The organism is Streptomyces sp. NPDC059828, assembly GCF_042731955.1.
GTDB lineage: Bacteria > Actinomycetota > Actinomycetes > Streptomycetales > Streptomycetaceae > Streptomyces.
Map to the genome: position 1 here is coordinate 51,639 of NZ_JBHWIW010000021.1, position 20,509 is coordinate 72,147.

The following is a 20,509-nucleotide window of genomic DNA, read 5'->3' on the forward strand; positions in this document are numbered from 1 at the left end:
CAAGCGATCTTCCGGAGAGACGCGAGACGCGTGAGACAGTCCAGACGGGTGAGACGGCCCAGACGGGTGAGATGCGTGAGATGCGTGCCTCCGACGCCGAGCGGGAGCGTGTCGCCGAGCGTCTGCGCGAGGCGGTCGCCGAGGGTCGGCTCGACATGGAGGAGTTCGGGGAGCGCCTGGACGCCGCGTTCAAGGCGCGCACCCACGGGGAACTGGAGCCCCTGGTACGGGACCTCCCGGCACCGGTGCCGAGCCGGCCCTCCTCCCCGGTGGTGGCGCCGGTGGGCGGCGACGCGCCGTGGTCGCAGCGCATCGGCAGGCCCGCGAGCTCCCGCGGGGCGTTCGCCTTCTGGGGCGGTTTCGGGCGCAAGGGGACCTGGACCATCGGCCGCCTCTTCACCGCCGTCGTCGTGCAGGCCGGCGGGGAGATCGACCTGCGCGAAGCGAGCTTCGAGGACCGGGAGACCGTGATCCGCTGCATAGCGATCATGGGAGGTGTCGAGATCACCGTGCCCCCGGACCTGCACGTGGACGTCCATGGCTTCGGCCTCATGGGCGGATTCGCCGAGAACCACCGCTCCGTCGCCCCCGAGATCGCTCCGGACGCCCCACGGGTGACGATCACCGGCTTCGCCCTGCTGGGCGGTGTCGGCGTCGAGCGCAAGCTCCGCAAGGCCGACAAGCTCCGGTTGAAGGAGGCCCGCCGCCGCGCCCGCCTGGAGAGGCGTGAGCGGCGCCGGTCGCGGGGCCGCCTGGAATAGCCCCTAGGTGACCGTTCAGGGTTACTCAGGGCCCGCCGCGGGAACTCGACATGCGCCCCGGGAGTAGGTCAGGTAGGGAAGGGACGATACATACGCGGACGGGTGGAGCGGATGAAACGTACTGAAGGCGCCCAGCCGGACACCCCAGCGGGCACCCGCGCCGCTGCGGGGACCAGGGTCGCGCCGCTCGCCTCGTTCGCGTACACCGCCGCCGACGAGGAGAAGCGCCGCGGGGTGCGACGGATGAAGCTGACCGCGACCGGGCTGCTCCTCTTCGTCGCGGTGATCTTCGTCCTCGCCACGTGGGCGAAGAACTCCGGGATCGAGGGCTGGCCCGGCTATGTGGCGGCGGCGGCCGAGGCGGGCATGGTCGGTGCGCTGGCCGACTGGTTCGCGGTCACCGCGCTGTTCAGACACCCTCTCGGCATTCCCATCCCGCACACCGCGATCATTCCCAACAAGAAGGATCAGCTCGGTGCCTCGCTCGGCTCATTCGTCGGCGAGAACTTCCTTTCGGCCGATGTCGTACGGGCCCGGCTGCGGTCCCTCCAACTAGGTGGCCGGGTCGGTGCGTGGCTTGCCGAGCCCGCCCACGCGGACCGGGTGACATCGGAGCTCTCCACGGCGCTGCGCGGCGCACTCACGGTGCTCCGCGACTCCGATGTCCAGGCGGTCGTCGGTGAGGCGATCACGCGTCGCGCGGAGGCGGCTGAGATCGCCCCGGGCATCGGCAAGACGCTGGACAAGATCGTCGCCGACGGCGCCCACCACCGCGGTGTCGACCTGATCTGCGCCCGCGCCCATGACTGGCTGGTGTTCCACGCCGACTCGGTGATGGACGCGGTCCAGGGGGGAGCGCCCGGCTGGACCCCGCGATTCGTCGACCGGAAGGTCGGCGAGCGGGTCTACAAGGAGCTGCTGCGCTTCGTCACTGAGATGCGTGACTCTCCCGGCCATCCCGCGCGCGGTGCGATCGACCGCTTCCTCACCGACTTCGCCGCCGATCTCCAGGCCGACACGGACACCCGTGTGCGGGTGGAGCGTATGAAGTCGGACTTCCTCGCGCGTTCCGAAGTGCAGGACATCATCGCCTCCGCCTGGGCCTCCGTGCGTACGATGATCATCTCTGCCGCGGACGACGAACGCAGCGAGCTGCGGCTGCGCGCCCGTACCTCCCTCATGGCCTTCGGCGCCCGGCTGGCCACGGATGGACGGTTGCAGCGGAAGCTGGAGGGGTGGGTCGAGGAGGCCGTGGTGTACGTCGTCACCACGTACCGCACCGAGATCACATCCCTGATCAGCGACACGGTCGCGAGCTGGGACGCCGAGCACACCTCACGCAAGATCGAGGCCCATATCGGCCGCGACCTCCAGTTCATCCGGATCAACGGCACGGTGGTCGGTGCGCTGGCGGGCCTGGCGATCTACACGGTCGCACATGCGCTGGGCGCGTGACCCGACCGGCAAGGTCGGGGTCACGCGCCCAGCTCCAAGGGGGAGTTGCCTAGGAATACGCAGCGGAACACCCCTGTGTTCAAAGCGAGTTCAGAGCGAATTGGAGCGAGTCACTGCCCAGGAGGCGAGAGCCATTCCACCGGCCACGGTGAACACGGCAGGCCACGCGCCCAGCTTCTTCGCCAGCGGATGCGAGCCGGCGAAGGCCGCGACATAGGCCGCGCCCAGCCCTGCCGCGGCCCTGCCCCCGGCCTCCCGCTGCCACTGCCGCGCGGCAGCGGCCCCCGCCGCGGCCAGTGCGACCCCTCCGAGCGGCCGCTTCCCGGTCCAGCGGGCGATTCCGTATCCGCCGATGAGTCCGCTCGCCGCGACTGCCGCTGACGGGATCCTGGCCATGGTGCGCCGCCCTTCTTCGGGTGTTCGTTCGACTGGGCCCCGAGCTTAGGCGAGCTGTCCGCGCACGGCCCCGTCGGGGAACTCCGCGGTGTGGATGTTGGCGTAGTAGTCCTGCGGGTCGTCCTGGACCCGCCTCACCACGGCGCGCTTCAGTCCTTCCAGGCGCCCGGACACGGCGAAGATCCCGTCCGGCACCGGCCGGTTGAAGAAGTCGAGGACGACGTCGCCGTTCCTGCCCGGGGCGCCCTTGTGGAGATGCCCCTTGGACGGGCTCTGGATGTTGAACCAGGCATACGCGTAGTCGATCGCCGTCCCGTCCGTACGCAACTCGGCCATGGCCCGCCCGTCCGGGTCCCCGACCTTCGACCTGTCGCTCTTAGGGACCTCCTGACCACCGCTGGCGAGCGCCCGCAGCGTACCCGCGCCGGGCGCCCCGCCGACCGCCTGCCTGGTGATCGCCAGCGGGCTGAGGCTCTGTCCCAGCCGGGTGAGGCGGCCCTGCACGGACCCGCCCGGAAGCTGCGCGCTGTGAAGATCGACGGTGAAGCCGGTGGGGTTCACCAGGATGCGCCGGGCGAGCCCCGGGTCGGTCAGCTCGACCTGCCCGGCGGCGGCCCGCACGGTGTCGGGCATCGCCTTGCTGATCAGCGCCACCTTGGCGGGGGCCCGCTTGCCCGCGGGGCCGTCCGTGCGGCGGTTGCCCTCCCCGTCACCCTCGTGGAGATGACCGGACTCCGGTACGAAGCCCTTCCACCGCAGTGCGAAGACGACCCGGTCGCCCATGACCGTGATCACGGCGACCGCCGTGCCCTCGCGGGCACCAGTGAGCGTGGCGGCGTAGCTCACGGGGATGCCGCTCACGCGGACGCCACTCACGGGAACGGCGGCGGCGGGCCTGGCACGGGCGGCAGCGGCTCCGTCGACACCACCGACAACGCCGACGACACCGGCCACCATCGCCGCGGACACCACTACAGGAAGACGCCTCATGCGCGACTCAACGCGGATCACCGGGCTCGGGACACGTGCGCACCGCCGCGGTGTCCGCCGTTGCGGTGAAGCGCCCCGGATCGCACCCTGGTAACAGAGACAGGGGAGACCGCCATGCCCACGCTCGAAGAACAGATCGACATCACAGCACCCGGTGACGTGGTCTGGGACCACCTGCACCAGGTCGAGGACTACCCGCGCTTCGTCGGAGGAGTCCGCGAAGCCCGGCGCGAGGGCACGTCGGGGATCCATGTGGATCTGGAGGGCGCGCGCGGCACCGCACGCGGAATCGACGCCGCCACCGAGGACCTCAGGCCCCAGGAAACGATGACCTGGAGGACCGTGGACGCCCCCCACCTCAGCGGCTCCGTCTCACTCCTCCCGCTCGACGCGACCCACACGAGGGTCCAGGTGCGTATGGAGTACGACCCCGGCGAGGCGCACGACGCCTTCGGGGGCCCCAGGGGGTTCGCCCAGTCGTCCGCCTTCGAACGGACCGTCCGGCAGGACCTCCACCAGTTCAAGGACCTGGTGGAACTGACGTACCCCGCCAAGCAACGCCCGTACGGCGAAGGTGATCCGTCATGACGCAGCACTGGAACATCGACCTCTCGTTCGAGGAAGACGGGACCCGGACCGCCTGCATGGCCTCGCTCAGCGGCCCCGACGCCCCCGGCGTCCAGGGCCTGGGCATAGCCAGGCGCAGTCCGGGCGACACCCCGGACACGAAGATCGGCGAAGAACTGGCAGCCGCCCGCGCCTGCTCGAAGCTGGCCCACGAACTGGTGGACCGCGCGGCGGCGGACGTGGAGAACCACACCCACCGCCCGGCCGACATCGCGATGTGACCAACGAGCACGCAGGAAGGGCCGGCCGGCTGCTGCCCCGATCCTCCCCGGCGCACGGCCCTCAGCCCTCCGGCCTGGGTGCCGTGCCCCGGTCCTTCCCCGCGTACGAGCCTCAGCCCTCCGGCCTGGGTGCCGTCACCCGCACCTCGAACCCTTCCACCCCCTGAGGCGCCTCATCGGCCACCTCGACCCGCCTCACCTCCGCCGCCGGAGGCCCCTCCCGCGTCCACCGCACCACGGTCTCCACGGCATCCGACTCCCCTTCGAACACCGCTTCCACATTCCCGTTGGCCAGATTCCGCACCCACCCGGACACCCCGTACTCCAGAGCCACCCGCCGGCAGGTGTCCCGGTAGAACACGCCCTGGACCAGCCCTGACACGATCACGCGCTTCCGCACCATGCTCCGGATCGTACGAGCCACCCGCCTCCCGAGAGTGGCACTCACTCGCGGTGAGCCGCCGAGTCCTGCCTCCGTTCACGGCGACATTGCGCGCTGCTTGCTCCCAGAGGGGGCGGCCCGCTCAGATCTGGTTGGCGCCGTGGCACTCCCTGTACCTCGTTCCCGTCCCGCACCAGCACTCCGCTCCCTTCGCCGGCGGCCACGGCACCGCGCGGCCGCGGGCGGCCAGGGTGGTGGCGTATTGGGGGAGCAGGTGGGGGTCTTCGGGAGAGGTGGCTTCGGAGGCGGCGAAGGCCTCGTAGGAGGGCACCGTGCCGGTGACGATGCCCAGGTTGCCCGTGCCGGCGGTGGAGAGGTCGCGCAGGGCGGATTCGATGGAGGTGAGGTGGGTCTCGTGGGCGGGGTACTCCGCCGTCAGCGCCGGGTAGGCGGTGAGGAGTTCGCTGAGTTCCCCGGTCGGCCAGTGGAGCACGGCGACCGGGAAGGGGCGGGAGAGGGCTGCGCGGTAGGTGCCGAGTTCGGTGCGCAGGCGGGCGATCTCGGCGCGGAGTTCGGTGGGGTCGGACGAGCCGAGGGCCCAGAGGCGGTTCGGGTCGTGGAGTTCGTCGAGCGGAACGGCGGCCGTGTGGAGGCGGTCGGCCAGGGTGTCCCAGTCGTCGTGGGGGAGGGCGAGCAGGCGGCGGACGCGGTGGCGGCCGGTGAGGAGCGACTGGGTGGCGTAGGGGATCTCGTCGTCGGGGGCGATGAGCCGGGTGACGGCGGTGGTGAAGGTGTCGTGGGCCGCGTCGAGCTCGTCGTGGGCTTCCAGGGTCTCGGCGATGATCTCCCACGGGGCCGCTTCCTCGGGGGCGGCCACGCGGATGCCCTCGATGAGCGCCCGGGCCTCGGCCTCGTGGCCGTACTCCCACAGGTTCGCCGCTTGCAGGGCCTTGATCAGGTACGGGTTGTCCGGGGCGTCCGCGAGCAGGCCGTCGTACAGGCTGGTCGCGCGGGTGCGGTCGCCCGACAGTTCCAGATGGGCCGCGGCTTGGAGCAGCAGCGGTTCACTGTCCTCGGGGTACTGCTCCGCAGTGCGCAGCAGACGCTCGGCTTCGGCGGTGTGGTCGGCAGGCGTGTCGGGGCGCATGCAGCACACCGTACTGCCGTATGGCCGTACCGCCGTAGGGCCCCTTCACGGCTCTGGTGAGTTGGCGGCGCTGCCCTTATCGTGCGGCCGTGCGGATACCCGTGATCGTCCACCGGTGCCGGACGCTCCGCCACGGCCGGGTCGTGCTCGCCCGGGGGCTGTGGGCCGTGGCCGAGGCTGCCGTGACCTTTGGTGTGGTCGTGCTGCTCCTCGTCGCCCATCAGCTCTGGTGGACCAACCGGCAGGCGAGAGACGGGGCGCAGCGCCAGGTGCGGGCCCTGGAGCGGGAGTGGGGCAGGGCCGCGCCGGCGGAGCACGGGCGGGATCCCGGGGACGGTGCCGCAACACCGGAAGCGGAAGGGACGGACGGCGGGGCGGGCGCGATGGCACCGTCTCGACGCGAGGCGCCCCGCTGGGAGCGGGCCTACGCCATCCTGCGTGTCCCCCGGCTGGGACTGGTCGCCCCGGTCGCCGAGGGCACGGCGAAACGCGGCGTACTGGACAAGGGGTACGTCGGGCACTACGAAGGGACCGCCCAGCCGGGGCAGCCCGGGAACTTCGCGGTCGCCGGGCACCGCAACACACACGGCGAGCCGTTCCGCTACATCAACCGGCTGCGGGCGGGCGACACCGTCGAGGTCGAGACACGTGACGCCGTGTTCACCTACCGGGTCGACAAGCGGCTGCCGCAGACCTCCGCGCGGGACGGCGGGGTGATCGCGGCCGTCCCGCTGAGCAGCGTGAAGCCGGAGTACGGGTACGGCGGGCCCGGCTACTACCTGACCATGACCACGTGCACGCCCGAGTACACGTCGAAGTACCGGCTCGTGGTGTGGGGAAAGCTCGCCTCGGTGCGACCCCGCTGAGGAAGCCCCTTAGAATCAGTGGGTTTTCCGGTCAGGTGATATTCCGGTGATATGCGCATGGGGGCGGGTTCATGGTGAGCAGACGAGGCCTGCTGGGCGGGGCGGCCATCATCGGCGCGGCAGCGCTGTCCGGTGTGGCGGCAGGAGCACGGGCGGCCACGGCGGCGGAGTCGGGGGCGTCGCCCGCGCCGCTCGGACCCGTTGCCGTACCGCATCTGATCGAGGCGGACCGGATGGTGCAGTACCAGCGTCTGCTGGCCGCCGGGTATCTGCCCGACGGGCTGGCCGGCCACTGGCCGCTTGACGGCAGCGGCGCGGATCGGTCCGGGAACGAGCGGGCCGTCACGCTGGGCGCCGGGGCGAGCTGGAGCGCCCTGCGGGTGGCGGGGGAACTGAGCTTCGACGGCTCCTCCCATGCGTACGCCGCCACGGCGTCCGTGCTCGACACCGCGTCCCCCTTCACGGTCTCGGCGTGGGTCCGGCTCTCCGACGGCCTGGAGCGCGGGGCCGACCCCGGCGATCCGGCGAACGGGGCGGACATGACGAACTGGTATACGGCGGTGAGCCAGGACGGGGCCAAGTGCAGCCGCTTCCTGCTCCATTACTCCCCGGACGCCGGGACCTGGGCGTTCCGGGTCCGTGATGAGGACCAGACGGCCAAGCCGACGGTGGTCGCATCGCTGCCTGCCAAGCCGGGTCTGTGGACGCACCTCGCCGGGGTGTGGGACGGCACGAAGATCCACTTGTATGTCGACGGCGTGCTCCAGGGCAGCGCCGACGCGGCGATCTCATGGGCCGCGACCCGGGGCTTCAACATCGGACGAGCCTGGCTGGATGGTGCGCCGGTGAACCGCTTCAAGGGCTCCATCGCCGATGTGCGGGCCTACGCAAGGGCATTGACGGGTGATGAGGTCGCCCTGGTGAGCGGTCTCAGGGGCCGCAGCAACAACGTCTACCTCGTCGACGAGACGCCCTCGGTGGTCTGGGGGCAGCCGTCGCAGCCCGCCGGCTGGGTGGCCAAGGCCCGCTGCTCCTCGTTCATGACCCGCGTCCTCACATACACCTACCCCTGGGCCACGGACAGCTACTTCACCACGCACTTCCATGACCGGGGCCCGGAGGCCGAGGACTACCACGACGCCTTCAATGCCGGGGCGGGCCCGCGTTTCAAGAAGATCCGCAAGGTCGCCGACCTCCAGCCCGGCGATCTCATCGCCATCGACTACAAGGGCAGCGTGGAGGGGAGCACGGGCCACATCGTGATGGTCCGTGACGTCAAGGGTGTCTACACGGGGTCCGGGAACGTCTCCGGCGAGACCCAGTACGCGGTGGAGATCATCGACTGCAGCGCCAGTCCGCACGGTGTCTACGGGGCTGCTGACTATGCGCGATTCCCGGACACGAGGATGGTGGGCGTGGCGGACGGCGGCGACCTCGAGGGGGTCGGCATCGGGCACATGATGTTCTACGCCTCCAATGCGACCGGCGAGTTCTCGCGGTACCGGTCGAGCGTCAACGCGGGGACCACGAAGACGTACGGCGTCGCGCAGCGGTCCGTCGTGGCGGCGCGCATCGTGTGACGTGCGTGGGGTGCGTGGGACGGACGGGCCTGAGGTGCCGGACAGGCCTGCGGGGACGGCGGGTTGCGGGCGTCCTGAGTTGTCCACAGGGGAACCCACGATCGATTTTGCTCGTGTATAACGAGTGAAGGTCCGTATCAAAGGTGCGGAGATGGCGAGGTCCGAGAGGAGGCAACGGCCATGACCACGCGACCATGGCGTATGGCGCAGCCGCTCGTGCTGCTCCTGTTCATCCTCGTCGAGGTGTTCCTGTCCGAGGGCATCGGTCTGTCCGTCGCTGTCGCGCTCGCCGCCACGGCCGCCGTCGGTGCCGCCCTCGTGTCCTGTGCGCTGGTGCTCTCGCGGTCGGGTCCGCGGGTGCCTCGGACTCGAATACGGACCGCGATTCGGGACCGTGAGCAGCGCACCGCCTTCCTGCCGCAGCGTGACCCCGACGCCTCGGGTCGCTCCAGGCCCCGGGCTCCGGGCCGTCCGTTCACGACGGCCGCGTAGGGGCAGCTGACCGCTTCATCCGCTCGCGGGTTCTGAGGCCCGGTCTCGGGTCCCTCTTCGCGTGCCGTCATGCCGACACATCTGTTTCCGGCACGACGGAACCCGGAGGGCTCCCATGTCCGCTTTCACTTCTTTCTCTTCCTTGACGTCCGCCTTCGCCTCGCTGGTCGGGCAGCTCGCCGACCTTGTGCAGCCTGTGTTCCAGGAGGGCGCGACCGCCGTCGCGATCATCCTGTTCACGGCGCTCGTGCGGCTTGCCGTCCTTCCGCTCTCACGGGCAGCGGCGCGGGGGCAGAAGGCCCGGGCGCGGCTCGCGCCGCAGCTCGCAACGCTGCGTGAGAGGCACAGCCGGCACCCGGAGCGGCTCCAGCAGGCGGTCCTGGAGTTGCACGCCAAGGAGAAGGTGTCACCGCTGTCGGGGCTGCTTCCCAGCCTGATGCAGGCGCCGGCGTTCTTCCTGCTGTACCAGGTGTTCACCGGGGACGGTCTGGGCGGGGAGCTGTTCGGCGCCCCGCTGGGCGGGCGGTGGCTGGAGGCGCTCGGGGGCGGCGGGGTGTTCGGGGCCGCGGGGCTGGTGTACCTGGGATTGTTCGCGGTCGTCGGGGCGGTGGCCACATTCACCTCTGTGCGCACCCGGCGGCAGCTGGCGGCGTCAGCGCAGCCGGGGCCGGCGGGCCAGCCGGGGCTGCCGGGCATGGGGGTTGTCGCGAAGGTGGTGCCCCTGCTCTCCTTCGCCACCCTCGTCACGGTGGCCGTGGTGCCTCTGGCGGCTGCGCTGTATGTCGTCACGAGCACCGTCTGGAGCGCGGTGGAGCGGGTGGTTCTGTACCGGGACATGCCCGCTGCGGGAGCCCTGGCTACCGCCGGGTAAGGGTCCAGTCCGTGAAAGGGGGCTTGCGAGGGGTGCGGGCGGCTTGGAGGATCGGCTGAACCTCCGGTGGCCGCACCCATCGGCCATGCCTGTCGGGATGACCTCGACCACAGGGAGAAGGCCATGAAACTGCTGCGTGTCGGACCGGTGGGGGCGGAGCGTCCCGCGTTGCTCGACCGGGACGGGGTGACTTTGAGGGATCTGTCAGCGCTGGTGGGTGACATCGACGGGCGGCTGCTCGCCGACGATGGCGCGCTGGACCGGATCAGGGCTGCGGACGAAGCGGGTCGGCTGCCCGTGCTCGACGCGGCCGGGCTGCGCACGGGACCGCCGCTGTCACGCGTCGGCAAGGTGGTGTGCATCGGGCTGAACTACCACGACCACGCGGCCGAGACCGGTGCCACGGCGCCCACCGAGCCCGTCGTCTTCTTGAAGGCGGCCGACACGGTGGTGGGCCCGGACGACGTCGTGCTGGTGCCCCGTGGTGCGGAGAAGACGGACTGGGAGGTGGAGTTGGCGGTCGTCATCGGGAGGACCGCCCGCTATGTGGGGTCGGACGACGAGGCACTCGCGTGCGTCGCGGGCTACGCGGTTGCGCACGACATATCGGAGCGCGCCTTCCAGCTGGAGCGCGGCGGCACCTGGGACAAGGGCAAGAACTGCGAGACGTTCAATCCGCTCGGGCCCTGGCTGGTGACGCGGGACGAAGTGCCCGACCCCCAGGCTCTGACGCTCAGCCTCTGGGTCAACGGCGAGCTGAAACAGCACGGTTCCACCGCCGACCAGATCTTCCCGGTGGCCGAAGTGGTCCGCTACGTCAGCCAGTTCATGACCCTGTACCCCGGGGACGTGATCAATACCGGTACGCCCGCAGGTGTGGCACTGGGGCAGCCGGAGCCCAGGCCGTATCTGAGGGCCGGTGATGTCGTCGAGCTGGAGATCGACGGACTCGGACGCCAGCGGCAGGAGTTGAAGGACGCGTAAGGAGAGGCACAGGGGAGGCGCAGAGGAGATGAGCCGCGGAGGAGGTGCGGGGGATTCACCCCCTCCGCGGCGTCAGGTGGTGATGAGGCGGGTCAGCGCCTCGACCACCATCGCATGGTCCTCGGCCTGGGGGAGGCCGGAGACCGTGACCGTGCCGATGACGCCCGCGCCATCGACGTGGATCGGGAACGAACCACCGTGGGCCGCGTACTGGTCCGGGTCGAGACGCGACGACGCCTCGAACGTGGTGCCCTTGGCCCGGAACCTGCTGCCGACCAGGAGGGAGCTCTCGCCGTAACGCTCCACGACCCGCCGCTTACGGTCGATCCAGGCGTCGTTGTCGGCCGATGTGCCCGGCAGCGCGCAGTGGAAGAGCTGCTGTGCGCCACGGCGGATGTCGATCGTGACAGGGGCCCGACGCTCCCGGGCGAGCTCGACCAGCACCGTGCCGAGCCGCCAGGCGTCGTCATGGGTGAAGCGGTGGAGGACGAGCTGCCGTTCCTGAGCCTCCAGCGCATCGATGCCCGGCGCGTTCGGGAGGTCGATCATGAGCCGAGCTCCACGGCGATGCCCTCGCGGGCGGAGCGGCGGGCCGCCTCCAGGACGTCCAGAGCGGCAGCGGCCTCCTCGGCGGTGACCGGGGGCGGGGTGCCGTCGCGCAGGGCATCGGCGATCGCGGCGTAGTACGCCGGATAGTCGCCCGGCAGTGTCTCGACCGGGTGCCCGCCACCGGTGAGCGGGGACTCACCGGAACCGAGCCTGCCCCAGAGCTGCTCGGGCTCCACGCCCCAGCAGGTGTCCCCGGGGCGCGGGCGCGCGCCGTCCCGCAGGGCGGTCTCCTGCGGGTCGAGGCCGTACTTGACGTAGCCCGCGGAGGAGCCGAGTACCCGGAAGCGGGGGCCGAGCTGGGCCGCGGTGGCGCTCACGTACAGATGCGAGCGCACCCCGTTCGCATGGGTGACGGCGATGAAGGTGTCGTCGTCCGTCTGAGCACCGGGGCGGCGCACATCGGACTCCGCGTAGACCCGGACGGCAGGGCCGAAGAGGACGAGTGCCTGGTCGACGACATGGCTGCCAAGGTCGTAGAGCAGTCCGCCGAACTCCTCGGGAGCGCCCGACTCGCGCCAACCGCCCTTGAGCTGGGGGCGCCAGCGCTCGAAGCGGGACTCGAAACGCAGGACGTCTCCGAGCTCACCACCGTCGATGAGCCTGTGCAGGGTGCGGAAGTCGTTGTCCCAGCGCCGGTTCTGGAACACCGACAACAGCAGGCCGCGCTCCCGGGCCAGGGCACCGAGGGCGCGCGCTTCGGCGGCCGTACCCGCGATCGGCTTGTCCACGACCACCGGGAGACCGGCCTCAAGGGCTGCGGTGGCCACCGGGACGTGCGTCTTGTTGGGGGAGGCGATCACGATCAGGTCGAGTTCGTCCGCGCGGGACCACAGCCCCTCGGGAGTGGCGGCGAAACGCACCCCCGGATACGCGGCCCGTGCCTGCTCAAGGCGCTCGTCGCTCGACGTCACGACGGTGTCGAGGAGCAGGCCCGGGGTCGATGCGATCAGCGGGGCATGGAAGATCGACCCGGCCAGGCCGTAGCCGACGAGGCCGACGCGCAGGGGGGAGGAAGCACGGCGTGTCACCCCTCCACTTAAGCAACGCTGTTGCCAAACTGCAAGCGGCGGGCACAATGGGAGGGTGAGGGTGAACTGGGCCAGAGCGATCGGGGCGGCCGGAGAGGCCGCCGGTGCCGCTGCTGCGGCCGGGGCGGCAGCAGCGGGCGGCTGGGGCGTCGGCCCCGGCGTCAACCTGCCCCTGCTCCGCAATCACAACGCGGCACTGGTGCTCGATCTGCTCCGCACGGCGGGAGAGGACGGCATCAGCCGACTCGAGATCGCCGAGCGCACCGGCCTCACCCCGCAAGCCGTCAGCAAGATCACGGCCAGGCTCCGGGACGAGCAGCTCGTCACCGAGGCGGGCCGGCGCGCTTCCACCGGGGGCAAGCCGCGCACCGTACTGCGGCTGGTCCCCTCGGCGGCTTACGCGGTCGGGGTGCAGATGGACCGGGACGAGCTCACCGCCGTGCTGCTGGACCTGTCCGGCACCCAGGTGGCCAGCCGGGCCGTCACGGCCGATCTCGGCGCCGGTCCGGAGGTCGTCACCGGACGGATCGGGGACCAGGTGCGCGCGCTGCTGACCGACTCCCTGGCCGTCACGCCGGAGGGCGAGGAGCCCGAAGCGGCGGACGGCGCCACCGGGGCGGAGCGGAGCGAGGACCGTTTCGCGCGGGTGCTCGGAGTCGGCGTCGCCATGCCCGGGCCTCTCGACCACCGCACAGGAGTGCCGCTGCGCGTCACCGGCTACCCGGAGTGGGACGGCTACCGGCTGCGGGACGAGCTGGCCCGGAGGCTGGGCATCCCGGTCGTCCTGGACAAGGACACCAACGCCGCCGCACTCGGACTGCTGCTGCGCGGCGAGATCGGGGACTTCGCCTATCTGCATCTGGGCACCGGTATCGGAGCGGGCCTTGTGCTCGACGGGGCGCTGTACCGGGGAGTGCAGACCGGGGCCGGCGAGTTCGGCCACCAGGTCGTGCACCTCGACGGGCCCCCGTGCGCCTGCGGCAAGCGCGGCTGCATCGAGGTGATGTGCCTGGCAGCCGCCGAGCGCGGTGATATCGCCGAGGCCGCGCGGTTGCTGGGAGTCGGTGTGGACAACCTGGCCGCGCTGCTCGACATCGAGCAGGTGCTGCTCGGCGGCCGGGTCGTCGCCGCGGCCGAGGGCGAGTTCGTACGGGGCGTACGCTCCTCGCTCTCCTCGCGCACCCGGATGCTCGTGGCACCGGCGGGCGGCGGGGCGTACCGGGTGGCCGAGGGCGCTGCCCAACTGGTGCTCGCGCCGGTGTTCGGCCGGGCCGAGGTGGCTTTTGTTTCATATCCGGGCTGAGCGCCCCGCGTCCGATGCGGCATTCCCGGCTGAGCGCCCCGGCCCGATTGCGGCATGTCCGGGCTGAGCGCCCCGGCCCGATTGCGGCATGTCCGGGCTGAGCGCCTCGCGCCCCATTCCGGCGTATCCGGGCTGAGGATCGGGCTCGACGGCAACGGACACGGGCTGCGGATCGGGATCGGATCTTGGGCCGACCGGGCGTAATGGTGTGACTTTCTGACCGGTGATGCGCGGTGTTCCGCGGGCAGCGGGCTCACGCATGGCAGGGTCGTGCGCGTCGTGCCCGCAGGCTGTCCCCGAGCGAAGGGTCTCCCATGCGAATGCGCCGCGCCCTCGCCAACGGACTGGCAGCCGCCGTGATCACTCCCGCCGCCGTCCTCGCCGCACTCCCCGCCGTACTCCTCGGGCAGGCGTCGGCCGCTGCCGCACCGGCTCCGCCCCTGCCGTCGGCCTCGACGCCTTCGACGTCCCCCGAGCCGTTCTGCGGCAACGCACGGGCCCAGGGCCTGCCCATCGGCACCAGGATCGAGGGCGGTCCGGCCTCCTACCGGGCCGGCTCCGCCGCAGGCGCCTTCTCCGTGGTGCTGACGAACACCACCACCCAGCCCTGTGTGCACATCTATCCCGTCGTCGTGCTCACCGGACGGGACCATCCGCTCACCCCCGCCCGGATCCGGATGGAGTTCCTGGACGAGGGGCGCGGGACGTGGCGGCCCGTCACCTTCGTGGCCACCGACGAGGGAGAGGCCGTCGGGGCGTTCGGAGGTGCGAAGGGCACCGGGAAGGTCCTGGCCGCAGGGGAGTTCGAGGGCTTCGTCATCCCCGCCCGCGGCAGCGTCACCGTGTCCGTGCGCCTCGCCTTCCCCGCCGGTGACACGCCTGCTGACGCGGTCGTGGCCAACGCCGCCGTCGTTCAGCGCCGGGGTGCCGACGGCGACTGGGTGGGGGAGTCGGCGGACTACCGTTTCAGCCTGCTGGCATCCGATGAAGCGCTGTTCCAGACCCCGCTGCGGACACCGTTCGAAGCCACCCCCAGCACCGGCACCGGTATCGACCCCAACGAACTCGCTCAGACCGGCAACCGCGCCGACATCGGGGTCATGGCCGCCATTGCCGCCCTGCTCACCGCCGCGGGCATGCTCCTCACGGGCGCCCACCAGGTGCGCACCGGGCGCCACTGACCGAAGCGCCGGCAGGAAGCCCTGGCTGGAGGCGCCGGCGGGAAGTACCGACCGGCCGCACCGAGGGGAAACAGCGGCCGGAGGCACTGACTGGAAGCCGAAGGTTCATCCGCCGTCCCTGGTGACCCCCGAGCTGCCGTGGATATATAACGGTGCCGACCAACGCCCCTGCTTCGGCAGGGGCGTTGGGCTGGGCACGACATACCGCACCTCATCCACAGGTCACCCCACTCCGACGGAGGAACTCCCGATGCCGACCCCCGGCATTCCCCGCCGTACCGTGCTCGCCGCAGGCACCGCGACCGCAGCGGTCGCCGCCACGACCGCCACGTCCCTGGTCACCGCACCGGCAGCCCACGCCGCGGCCCCGACCCTCCCGAACGGCACCAGCAAGGACAAGGTGCTCGTGATCGGCATGGACGGACTGCGCCACGACCGGATCGACGCGGCCAACGCCCCGCACCTCAAGTCGATGATGGCGAACGGCACCTACGGCACATCCCTGCTCTACTCCTACCCGATGGCCGCGACCTCGTCCGGACCCGGCTGGTCGACCATTTCCACCGGTGTCTGGCCCGACAAGCACGGCGTACGGGACAACACCTTCATCGGCAAGAACTACGGCAAGTACCCCGGCTTCCTCGCCCGTCTCGCCCAGGTGCGCCCGGAGCTGTCGACGTACGCCGCCGTCGACTGGAAGTCGCTGGACTCCCAGGGCACGGTCACCCCCGGAGCCGACGCCAAACTCGTGCTGGACGGGGACGCGGACGGTTACGCGGGCCATGACGCCACCATCGCGGCCGATACCGAATCGATTCTGCGTAACCAGAATCCCGACGTTCTCTTCGTGTACTTCGGGCGGACCGACGAGGTCGCCCACAGCCAGGGCACCGGCCAGACGTACCTGGACGCCATCGCCGTCCAGGACGCGTACGTGGGCCGCCTGTTCGCCGCCATCAAAGCCCGGCCGTCCTACGCCACCGAGCGCTGGACCGTGATCGTCGCCACCGACCACGGCCATAAGGACGCGGGCGGCCACGGCGGGAGCTCCATCGAGGAGCGACGGACCTTCGTCCTCGCCCAGGGCCCCGGGATCGCCGCCGGCGCCCGCCCCATCGACACCCGGCTCGTCGATGTCGCCGCCACCGTCTTCAGGCAGCTGGGGATCACCCCCGACCCGGTGTGGGGCCTGGACGGCAAGCCCGTCCAAGAGCGTTCCGCCGACCCCTTCGACGTGCTCCAGTCCTCGCTCACCACACGGGTGGACGAGACCGGAATCCCGACCTCCGTATTCGGCTTCACCCACACCGCCCCCAGCGGCTGGTCGGTCATCAACAACGCGATGGGCACCGGGGGAGTGACCGAGTGGCGCGGCTGGTCCTTCGCCACCGACGAGTTCTGGTCCCGTACCCACCGCGACCAGTGGCGTGAGCTCAACGTCCGGGCCCGGGGCGTCTTCGCGGTCGCCGACTCCGACGAGTGGGACGACAAGTCGAACTCGGGCGGCTACGACTCCACGCTGGTCAGTCCGGCGTACACCGTGAGCGGTGCCGGCGCGGTGCGGCTCGACTTCACCACCCTGTACCGCCAGGAGGGCAGCCAGACCGCCCAGATCCTGGCCTCCTTCAACGGTGGCACGCCCACCGTCGTCAAGAACTACACCTCGGACGTGGTCTCACAGCCGCAGTCGGTCACCGTGCCCGTCCCGGTCGGCGCTTCCAGCGTGAGCTTCCGGTTCCGGTACACCGGCCGCAACAACTGGTACTGGGTGATCGACGGGGTCAAGGTCACGGCCGTCTGATCCACGGTCTCCCGTGCGGGACAGCCCTTAGGCTGGGGGCGCCGGTACATCGTGGTGACGGCGCCCCCAGCGTCGCTCCCCCGCTATCGGCTTCCTCAGCGCCCGCTTCCACCAGACCCAGAGCACCAGACCCAGAGCACCAGACCCAGAGCACCAGACCCAGAGCACCAGACCCAGAGCACATCGCACACAGCAGCACATCGCACCGCGCGTACGGCAGGAGTCCGCTTCATGGCAGAGCGCAAGCCGATCGAGTCCTGGCTCACCGACATGGACGGCGTTCTCATCCACGAGGGCGTGCCCATCCCCGGGGCCGACGCCTTCCTCAAGAAGCTCCGGGAAACCGGCAAGCCCTTCCTGGTGCTCACCAACAACTCCATCTACACACCTCGCGACCTGCACGCCAGGCTGACCCGTATGGGCCTGTACGTGCCCGTCGAGAACATCTGGACCTCGGCCCTGGCCACCGCGCAGTTCCTGGACGACCAGCGTCCGGGCGGCACCGCCTATGTCATCGGCGAGGCGGGGATGACCACGGCCCTGCACGACATCGGCTACATCCTCACCGACCAGGAACCGGACTACGTGGTCCTCGGAGAGACCCGCACCTACAGCTTCACGGCGCTGACGAAGGCGATCCGGCTGATCAACGAAGGCGCCCGCTTCATCGGAACCAATCCGGACGCGACCGGTCCGAGCCTCGAGGGCCCGCTGCCCGCGACCGGTTCCGTCGCCGCGCTGATCACCAAGGCCACCGGCAAGGAACCGTACTTCGCGGGCAAGCCCAATCCGCTGATGATGCGCACCGGGCTCAACGCGATCGGTGCGCACTCCGAAACCAGCGCGATGATCGGGGACCGCATGGACACCGATGTGCTGGCCGGTCTCGAGGCGGGCATGGAGACGTTCCTGGTGCTCACAGGCGTGACCACACCGGCCGATGTCGACCGCTATCCCTTCCGCCCGTCCAAGGTCGTCGACTCGATCGCGGACCTCGTCGACAGAATCTGAGTTAGCCCATCCGGGTTCCCCGGAGATGCGGAAACGGGCAAACCGCGTGAATCTACTGATACCAGGAGGTTCACAATGCGTTCTGTGCTCATTGCTCTCCGTGTCATAGGGGCGGCCGGCGGTCTTCTGATGCTGGCATCCACGGCCGGGCCCGTGTACGCGGCGCAGGGCGGCGGTAGGACCGCTGCCGACTGCGACACCCGGGCGGGATTCGCCGCGCCCGGCGCGTATGTCCTGGACGCCGAGATGTCCGGGGTCGGGGGTTCGAGGGGCCCGCTCATCGGGGTCGACTGCGGCGGCCGACAGCAGTACGGCTCGCTGGGCGCGATCCAGGCCGCTCCTCAGCAGGGTGACGGGGAGGGGAACCCCAAGCCCGAGCAGAGCTGGAACCAGAACAAGACCTGGGAGCCGGACGAGAAGAAGGGCGGGGGCGACGAGAAGAAGGACGAGAAGAAGGGCGGGGGGGACGAGAAGAAGGACGCGGACAGGGACAAGAAGCAGCACGAGAAGCCGCGTGACACGAAGGGCGAGAAGAAGAAGGACGAGGGGCGGGACAAGCGGGACGACGGTGGCGCTGGGGACGACGAGGACGATGATTCCGGGAGCGAGCCCGGCTCGGACGAGACCCCCTACGCCCCGGTACGGGCCGGTGGTGGCGGTACCGCCACGTCCTTCGCCGCCGACGGTTCCCGGAGCGGCGACCAGCGGGGACCCGGCACCACCCACACCGTGGTCGGGCTGGTCCTGGCCGCTGTGGCGGCCGTGACCATCGCGTTCCGCGGTGCACGGCGCCGCCGCGCGGACGCGACGGACAAGGACTGACGGCCGTGGCGTCGTCGTCCGGCGACGCCGCTGCTCCCGCGCGAGGGGGCAGCGGCCGGCTGCTGACGGGTGTGGCCTGGGTGGTCCTGCTGCTCGGCCTCTGGCTGTGGGGACGCGGCGCCGTCGACGGGGCGGCTGGTGCGGCTCCCAGGACCGGTGATGTGGCCGCGGTGGGCAGGCCGCCCGGCGTACCGCTGCCGCCCGCGCACGATCCGCTGGAACCCGTGGGACCCAGCAGGGTGGAGATCCCCTCGATCGGAGTGAAGGCCCCGGTCGTGATGCGCGGCCTGGACGCGGCGGGCGGGATCGACCCGCCGCCGTACGCCGAGGCGGGCTCCGTGGGCTGGTTCGGATCCGGCACTCAGCCCGGTGCTGAGGGTGCGGCACTGTTCGTGGGGCATGTGGACACCGCCACCGAGCAGGCGGTCTTCTACGACCTCAGCGCGGCCCGCGCCGGGCAGAAGATCCGTGTCACCCGGACCGATGGCTCGGTGGCCGAATTCACCATCGATGAGGTCCAGGTGGTCAGCAGGGACCGGTTCGACGCCCGCAAGGTGTACGGGGCCAGGCAACCGGGCAGGGCCGAACTGAGGCTGATCACCTGCGGGGGAACGTTCGACCGCGCCACACAGTCCTATACGGCGAACGTGGTGGTCTCGGCCTATCTGACGGACGCCCGCGGGATCTGACAGGATGCGTTCCGGCCGGTCCTTGTCCGGGGGGAACGCCGGATGTGGCCCGGCCGCCATGCACGATGCACCAAGGGGGAGTGGATGTACGGCAGTTTCGCCGGGCGGGCCCGCCGGGGAGCGGGGACGCGAGCGGCAGCGGTCACCATCCGAACTGCGGGGGCCGTGGGAGCGGTCGGGTTCGCGCTGCTGCTGTCGGGATGTTCGTCCGACGACGGCGGGGACGACCGGCCCCCCATCGCACAGCAGCCCAAGGCCATGGACCCGTACTGGGTCAATCCCGACGGCAAGGCGGCCCGGCAGGTCGCCGAGTACAGCGAGGGCGGCGACAAGAAGGAAGCCGCGCTGATCGAGAAGATCGCAGGACAACCGGTCGGCGAGTGGATCGGGCCGGACGATCCGGAGGCTGAGGCCAAGGGGTTCACGGAAGCGGCGAAGAAGGTCGACCGTGAGGCCCTGCTGGTGCTCTACAACATCCCGCACCGCGACTGCGACCAGTTCTCCAAGGGCGGCGCCGCCGACGGGAACGCCTATCGCGAGTGGGTCGACAAGGTAGCCAAGGGCATCGGCGACCGGCCGGCCACGGTGGTGCTCGAGCCGGACGCGGTGCTGCACCTCGTGGACGGCTGCACCCCGGACACGTATCACGAAGAGCGCTACGACCTGCTCAAGGGCGCCATCGCCCGGCTCAAGAAGCAGCCCGCCACCAAGGTCTACCTGGACGCGGGCAATGCCGGCTGGTCGCATCCCGACTCGCTCTTCGAGCCGCTTCAGTGGGCGGGGATCGCCCAGGCCGACGGCTTCGCGGTGAATGTCTCCAACTTCCAGACCACCGCCGCCAGCAAGGACTTCGGCAAGATGCTGTCCGCGAAGGTCGGCAACAAGCCCTTCGTGATCGACACCAGCCGCAACGGCAACGGCCCCTACACCCAGGGTGACCCCAAGGAGAACTGGTGCAACCCGCCGGGCCGTGCGCTCGGTGAGCCGCCGACGACGAAGACGGACGATCCGCTCGTCGCCGCCTACCTCTGGGTCAAGCGGCCGGGGGAGTCGGACGGCGACTGCAAGGGCGGCCCGAAGGCCGGGGACTGGTATCCGAAGTACGCCCTCGAACTGGCCCGCAACACCAAGTAAAAAAGAGCCGCCTGGAACAGAATCACGGACACAACAAGGGGGTGGGGGCCCCGCCCGGCCCGCCGGGGGCCCCCCCCCGGGCGGGGTTGTGGGCGGCGGGGGGGGGCGCGGGGGGGGGGTCGGGGGCAGGGGCCCCCCGCCCCCCCCGCCCGGGCGCCG

At 70.8% G+C, this 20,509-nt stretch carries 22 protein-coding genes; 16 read left to right on the forward strand and 6 right to left on the reverse strand.

Annotated elements, in window-relative coordinates:
- Positions 1 to 80 precede the first annotated feature (80 nt).
- Complete coding sequence (locus ACFV6V_RS15245; RefSeq protein WP_385564547.1) at positions 81 to 761, forward strand: DUF1707 domain-containing protein; 681 nt, start codon at positions 81 to 83, stop codon at positions 759 to 761.
- Between the two features lie 111 nt (positions 762 to 872).
- A complete protein-coding gene (locus ACFV6V_RS15250) occupies positions 873 to 2,216 on the forward strand; it encodes a DUF445 domain-containing protein (RefSeq protein ID WP_385564399.1) in 1,344 nt (447 codons plus the stop codon).
- Positions 2,217 to 2,306: 90 nt separating this feature from the next.
- Here ACFV6V_RS15250 and ACFV6V_RS15255 read toward each other — a convergent pair whose 3' ends face one another.
- Positions 2,307 to 2,612, reverse strand: coding sequence for a hypothetical protein (locus tag ACFV6V_RS15255; protein WP_385564402.1), 306 nt, complete (start codon positions 2,610 to 2,612; stop codon positions 2,307 to 2,309).
- 45 nt (positions 2,613 to 2,657) lie between these two features.
- Positions 2,658 to 3,602, reverse strand: a complete 945-nt coding sequence (locus tag ACFV6V_RS15260) for a CHRD domain-containing protein (protein WP_385564405.1) — start codon at positions 3,600 to 3,602, stop codon at positions 2,658 to 2,660.
- 114 nt (positions 3,603 to 3,716) lie between these two features.
- Between ACFV6V_RS15260 and ACFV6V_RS15265 the strand changes: the two genes are divergently transcribed.
- Positions 3,717 to 4,190 (forward strand): SRPBCC family protein, encoded by a 474-nt coding sequence (locus tag ACFV6V_RS15265; RefSeq protein WP_385564408.1) that lies wholly within the window; start codon positions 3,717 to 3,719, stop codon positions 4,188 to 4,190.
- A complete protein-coding gene (locus ACFV6V_RS15270; RefSeq protein ID WP_361286498.1) occupies positions 4,187 to 4,450 on the forward strand; it encodes a DUF1876 domain-containing protein in 264 nt (87 codons plus the stop codon). Before ACFV6V_RS15265 ends, ACFV6V_RS15270 begins: the two co-directional genes overlap by 4 nt.
- Before the next feature lie 112 nt (positions 4,451 to 4,562).
- Here ACFV6V_RS15270 and ACFV6V_RS15275 read toward each other — a convergent pair whose 3' ends face one another.
- Together ACFV6V_RS15275 and ACFV6V_RS15280 are read right to left on the reverse strand one after the other, a co-directional pair.
- Positions 4,563 to 4,853: an acylphosphatase gene (locus ACFV6V_RS15275; RefSeq protein ID WP_385564411.1), complete on the reverse strand. Its 291-nt coding sequence runs from the start codon at positions 4,851 to 4,853 to the stop codon at positions 4,563 to 4,565.
- A 121-nt stretch (positions 4,854 to 4,974) separates the two neighbouring features.
- Positions 4,975 to 5,979 (reverse strand): tetratricopeptide repeat protein, encoded by a 1,005-nt coding sequence (locus tag ACFV6V_RS15280; RefSeq protein WP_385564414.1) that lies wholly within the window; start codon positions 5,977 to 5,979, stop codon positions 4,975 to 4,977.
- Between the two features lie 89 nt (positions 5,980 to 6,068).
- Here ACFV6V_RS15280 and ACFV6V_RS15285 point away from each other — a divergent pair, with 89 nt between their 5' ends.
- From ACFV6V_RS15285 to ACFV6V_RS15305, 5 genes are all read left to right on the forward strand, one after another.
- Entirely contained in the window at positions 6,069 to 6,845 is a 777-nt protein-coding gene (locus ACFV6V_RS15285; RefSeq protein WP_385564417.1) for a class E sortase, read from the forward strand.
- A gap of 71 nt (positions 6,846 to 6,916) precedes the next feature.
- The gene (locus ACFV6V_RS15290) at positions 6,917 to 8,425 is read left to right on the forward strand and encodes a LamG domain-containing protein (protein WP_385564420.1); all 1,509 of its coding nucleotides are present in this window, start codon (positions 6,917 to 6,919) and stop codon (positions 8,423 to 8,425) included.
- A 180-nt stretch (positions 8,426 to 8,605) separates the two neighbouring features.
- Positions 8,606 to 8,917, forward strand: a complete 312-nt coding sequence (locus ACFV6V_RS15295) for a DUF6412 domain-containing protein (RefSeq protein WP_385564422.1) — start codon at positions 8,606 to 8,608, stop codon at positions 8,915 to 8,917.
- Positions 8,918 to 9,032: 115 nt separating this feature from the next.
- Positions 9,033 to 9,788 carry a YidC/Oxa1 family membrane protein insertase gene (locus ACFV6V_RS15300; RefSeq protein ID WP_385564425.1) on the forward strand — a complete coding sequence of 252 codons (756 nt, stop codon included), beginning with the start codon at positions 9,033 to 9,035 and terminating at the stop codon, positions 9,786 to 9,788.
- Positions 9,789 to 9,911: 123 nt separating this feature from the next.
- Positions 9,912 to 10,772, forward strand: coding sequence for a fumarylacetoacetate hydrolase family protein (locus ACFV6V_RS15305; RefSeq protein ID WP_385564428.1), 861 nt, complete (start codon positions 9,912 to 9,914; stop codon positions 10,770 to 10,772).
- Positions 10,773 to 10,844: 72 nt separating this feature from the next.
- On the opposite strand, the gene ACFV6V_RS15310 is transcribed toward ACFV6V_RS15305, so the two are convergent.
- Both ACFV6V_RS15310 and ACFV6V_RS15315 read right to left on the reverse strand, forming a co-directional pair.
- Positions 10,845 to 11,321 (reverse strand): heme-degrading domain-containing protein, encoded by a 477-nt coding sequence (locus ACFV6V_RS15310; RefSeq protein WP_385564431.1) that lies wholly within the window; start codon positions 11,319 to 11,321, stop codon positions 10,845 to 10,847.
- Positions 11,318 to 12,409, reverse strand: coding sequence for a Gfo/Idh/MocA family oxidoreductase (locus tag ACFV6V_RS15315; protein WP_385564434.1), 1,092 nt, complete (start codon positions 12,407 to 12,409; stop codon positions 11,318 to 11,320). Before ACFV6V_RS15315 ends, ACFV6V_RS15310 begins: the two co-directional genes overlap by 4 nt.
- Before the next feature lie 61 nt (positions 12,410 to 12,470).
- Here ACFV6V_RS15315 and ACFV6V_RS15320 point away from each other — a divergent pair, with 61 nt between their 5' ends.
- From ACFV6V_RS15320 to ACFV6V_RS15350, 7 genes are all read left to right on the forward strand, one after another.
- Positions 12,471 to 13,712: an ROK family protein gene (locus ACFV6V_RS15320; RefSeq protein WP_385564437.1), complete on the forward strand. Its 1,242-nt coding sequence runs from the start codon at positions 12,471 to 12,473 to the stop codon at positions 13,710 to 13,712.
- A gap of 314 nt (positions 13,713 to 14,026) precedes the next feature.
- Positions 14,027 to 14,893 (forward strand): hypothetical protein, encoded by an 867-nt coding sequence (locus tag ACFV6V_RS15325; protein ID WP_385564439.1) that lies wholly within the window; start codon positions 14,027 to 14,029, stop codon positions 14,891 to 14,893.
- 250 nt (positions 14,894 to 15,143) lie between these two features.
- Positions 15,144 to 16,694 (forward strand): alkaline phosphatase family protein, encoded by a 1,551-nt coding sequence (locus ACFV6V_RS15330; protein WP_385564442.1) that lies wholly within the window; start codon positions 15,144 to 15,146, stop codon positions 16,692 to 16,694.
- 231 nt (positions 16,695 to 16,925) lie between these two features.
- Complete coding sequence (locus tag ACFV6V_RS15335; RefSeq protein ID WP_385564445.1) at positions 16,926 to 17,705, forward strand: HAD-IIA family hydrolase; 780 nt, start codon at positions 16,926 to 16,928, stop codon at positions 17,703 to 17,705.
- An 84-nt stretch (positions 17,706 to 17,789) separates the two neighbouring features.
- A complete protein-coding gene (locus ACFV6V_RS15340) occupies positions 17,790 to 18,527 on the forward strand; it encodes a hypothetical protein (protein WP_385564448.1) in 738 nt (245 codons plus the stop codon).
- 5 nt (positions 18,528 to 18,532) lie between these two features.
- Entirely contained in the window at positions 18,533 to 19,216 is a 684-nt protein-coding gene (locus tag ACFV6V_RS15345; RefSeq protein ID WP_385564451.1) for a class F sortase, read from the forward strand.
- An 84-nt stretch (positions 19,217 to 19,300) separates the two neighbouring features.
- Entirely contained in the window at positions 19,301 to 20,350 is a 1,050-nt protein-coding gene (locus ACFV6V_RS15350; RefSeq protein WP_385564454.1) for a glycoside hydrolase family 6 protein, read from the forward strand.
- Positions 20,351 to 20,509: the final 159 nt, after the last annotated feature.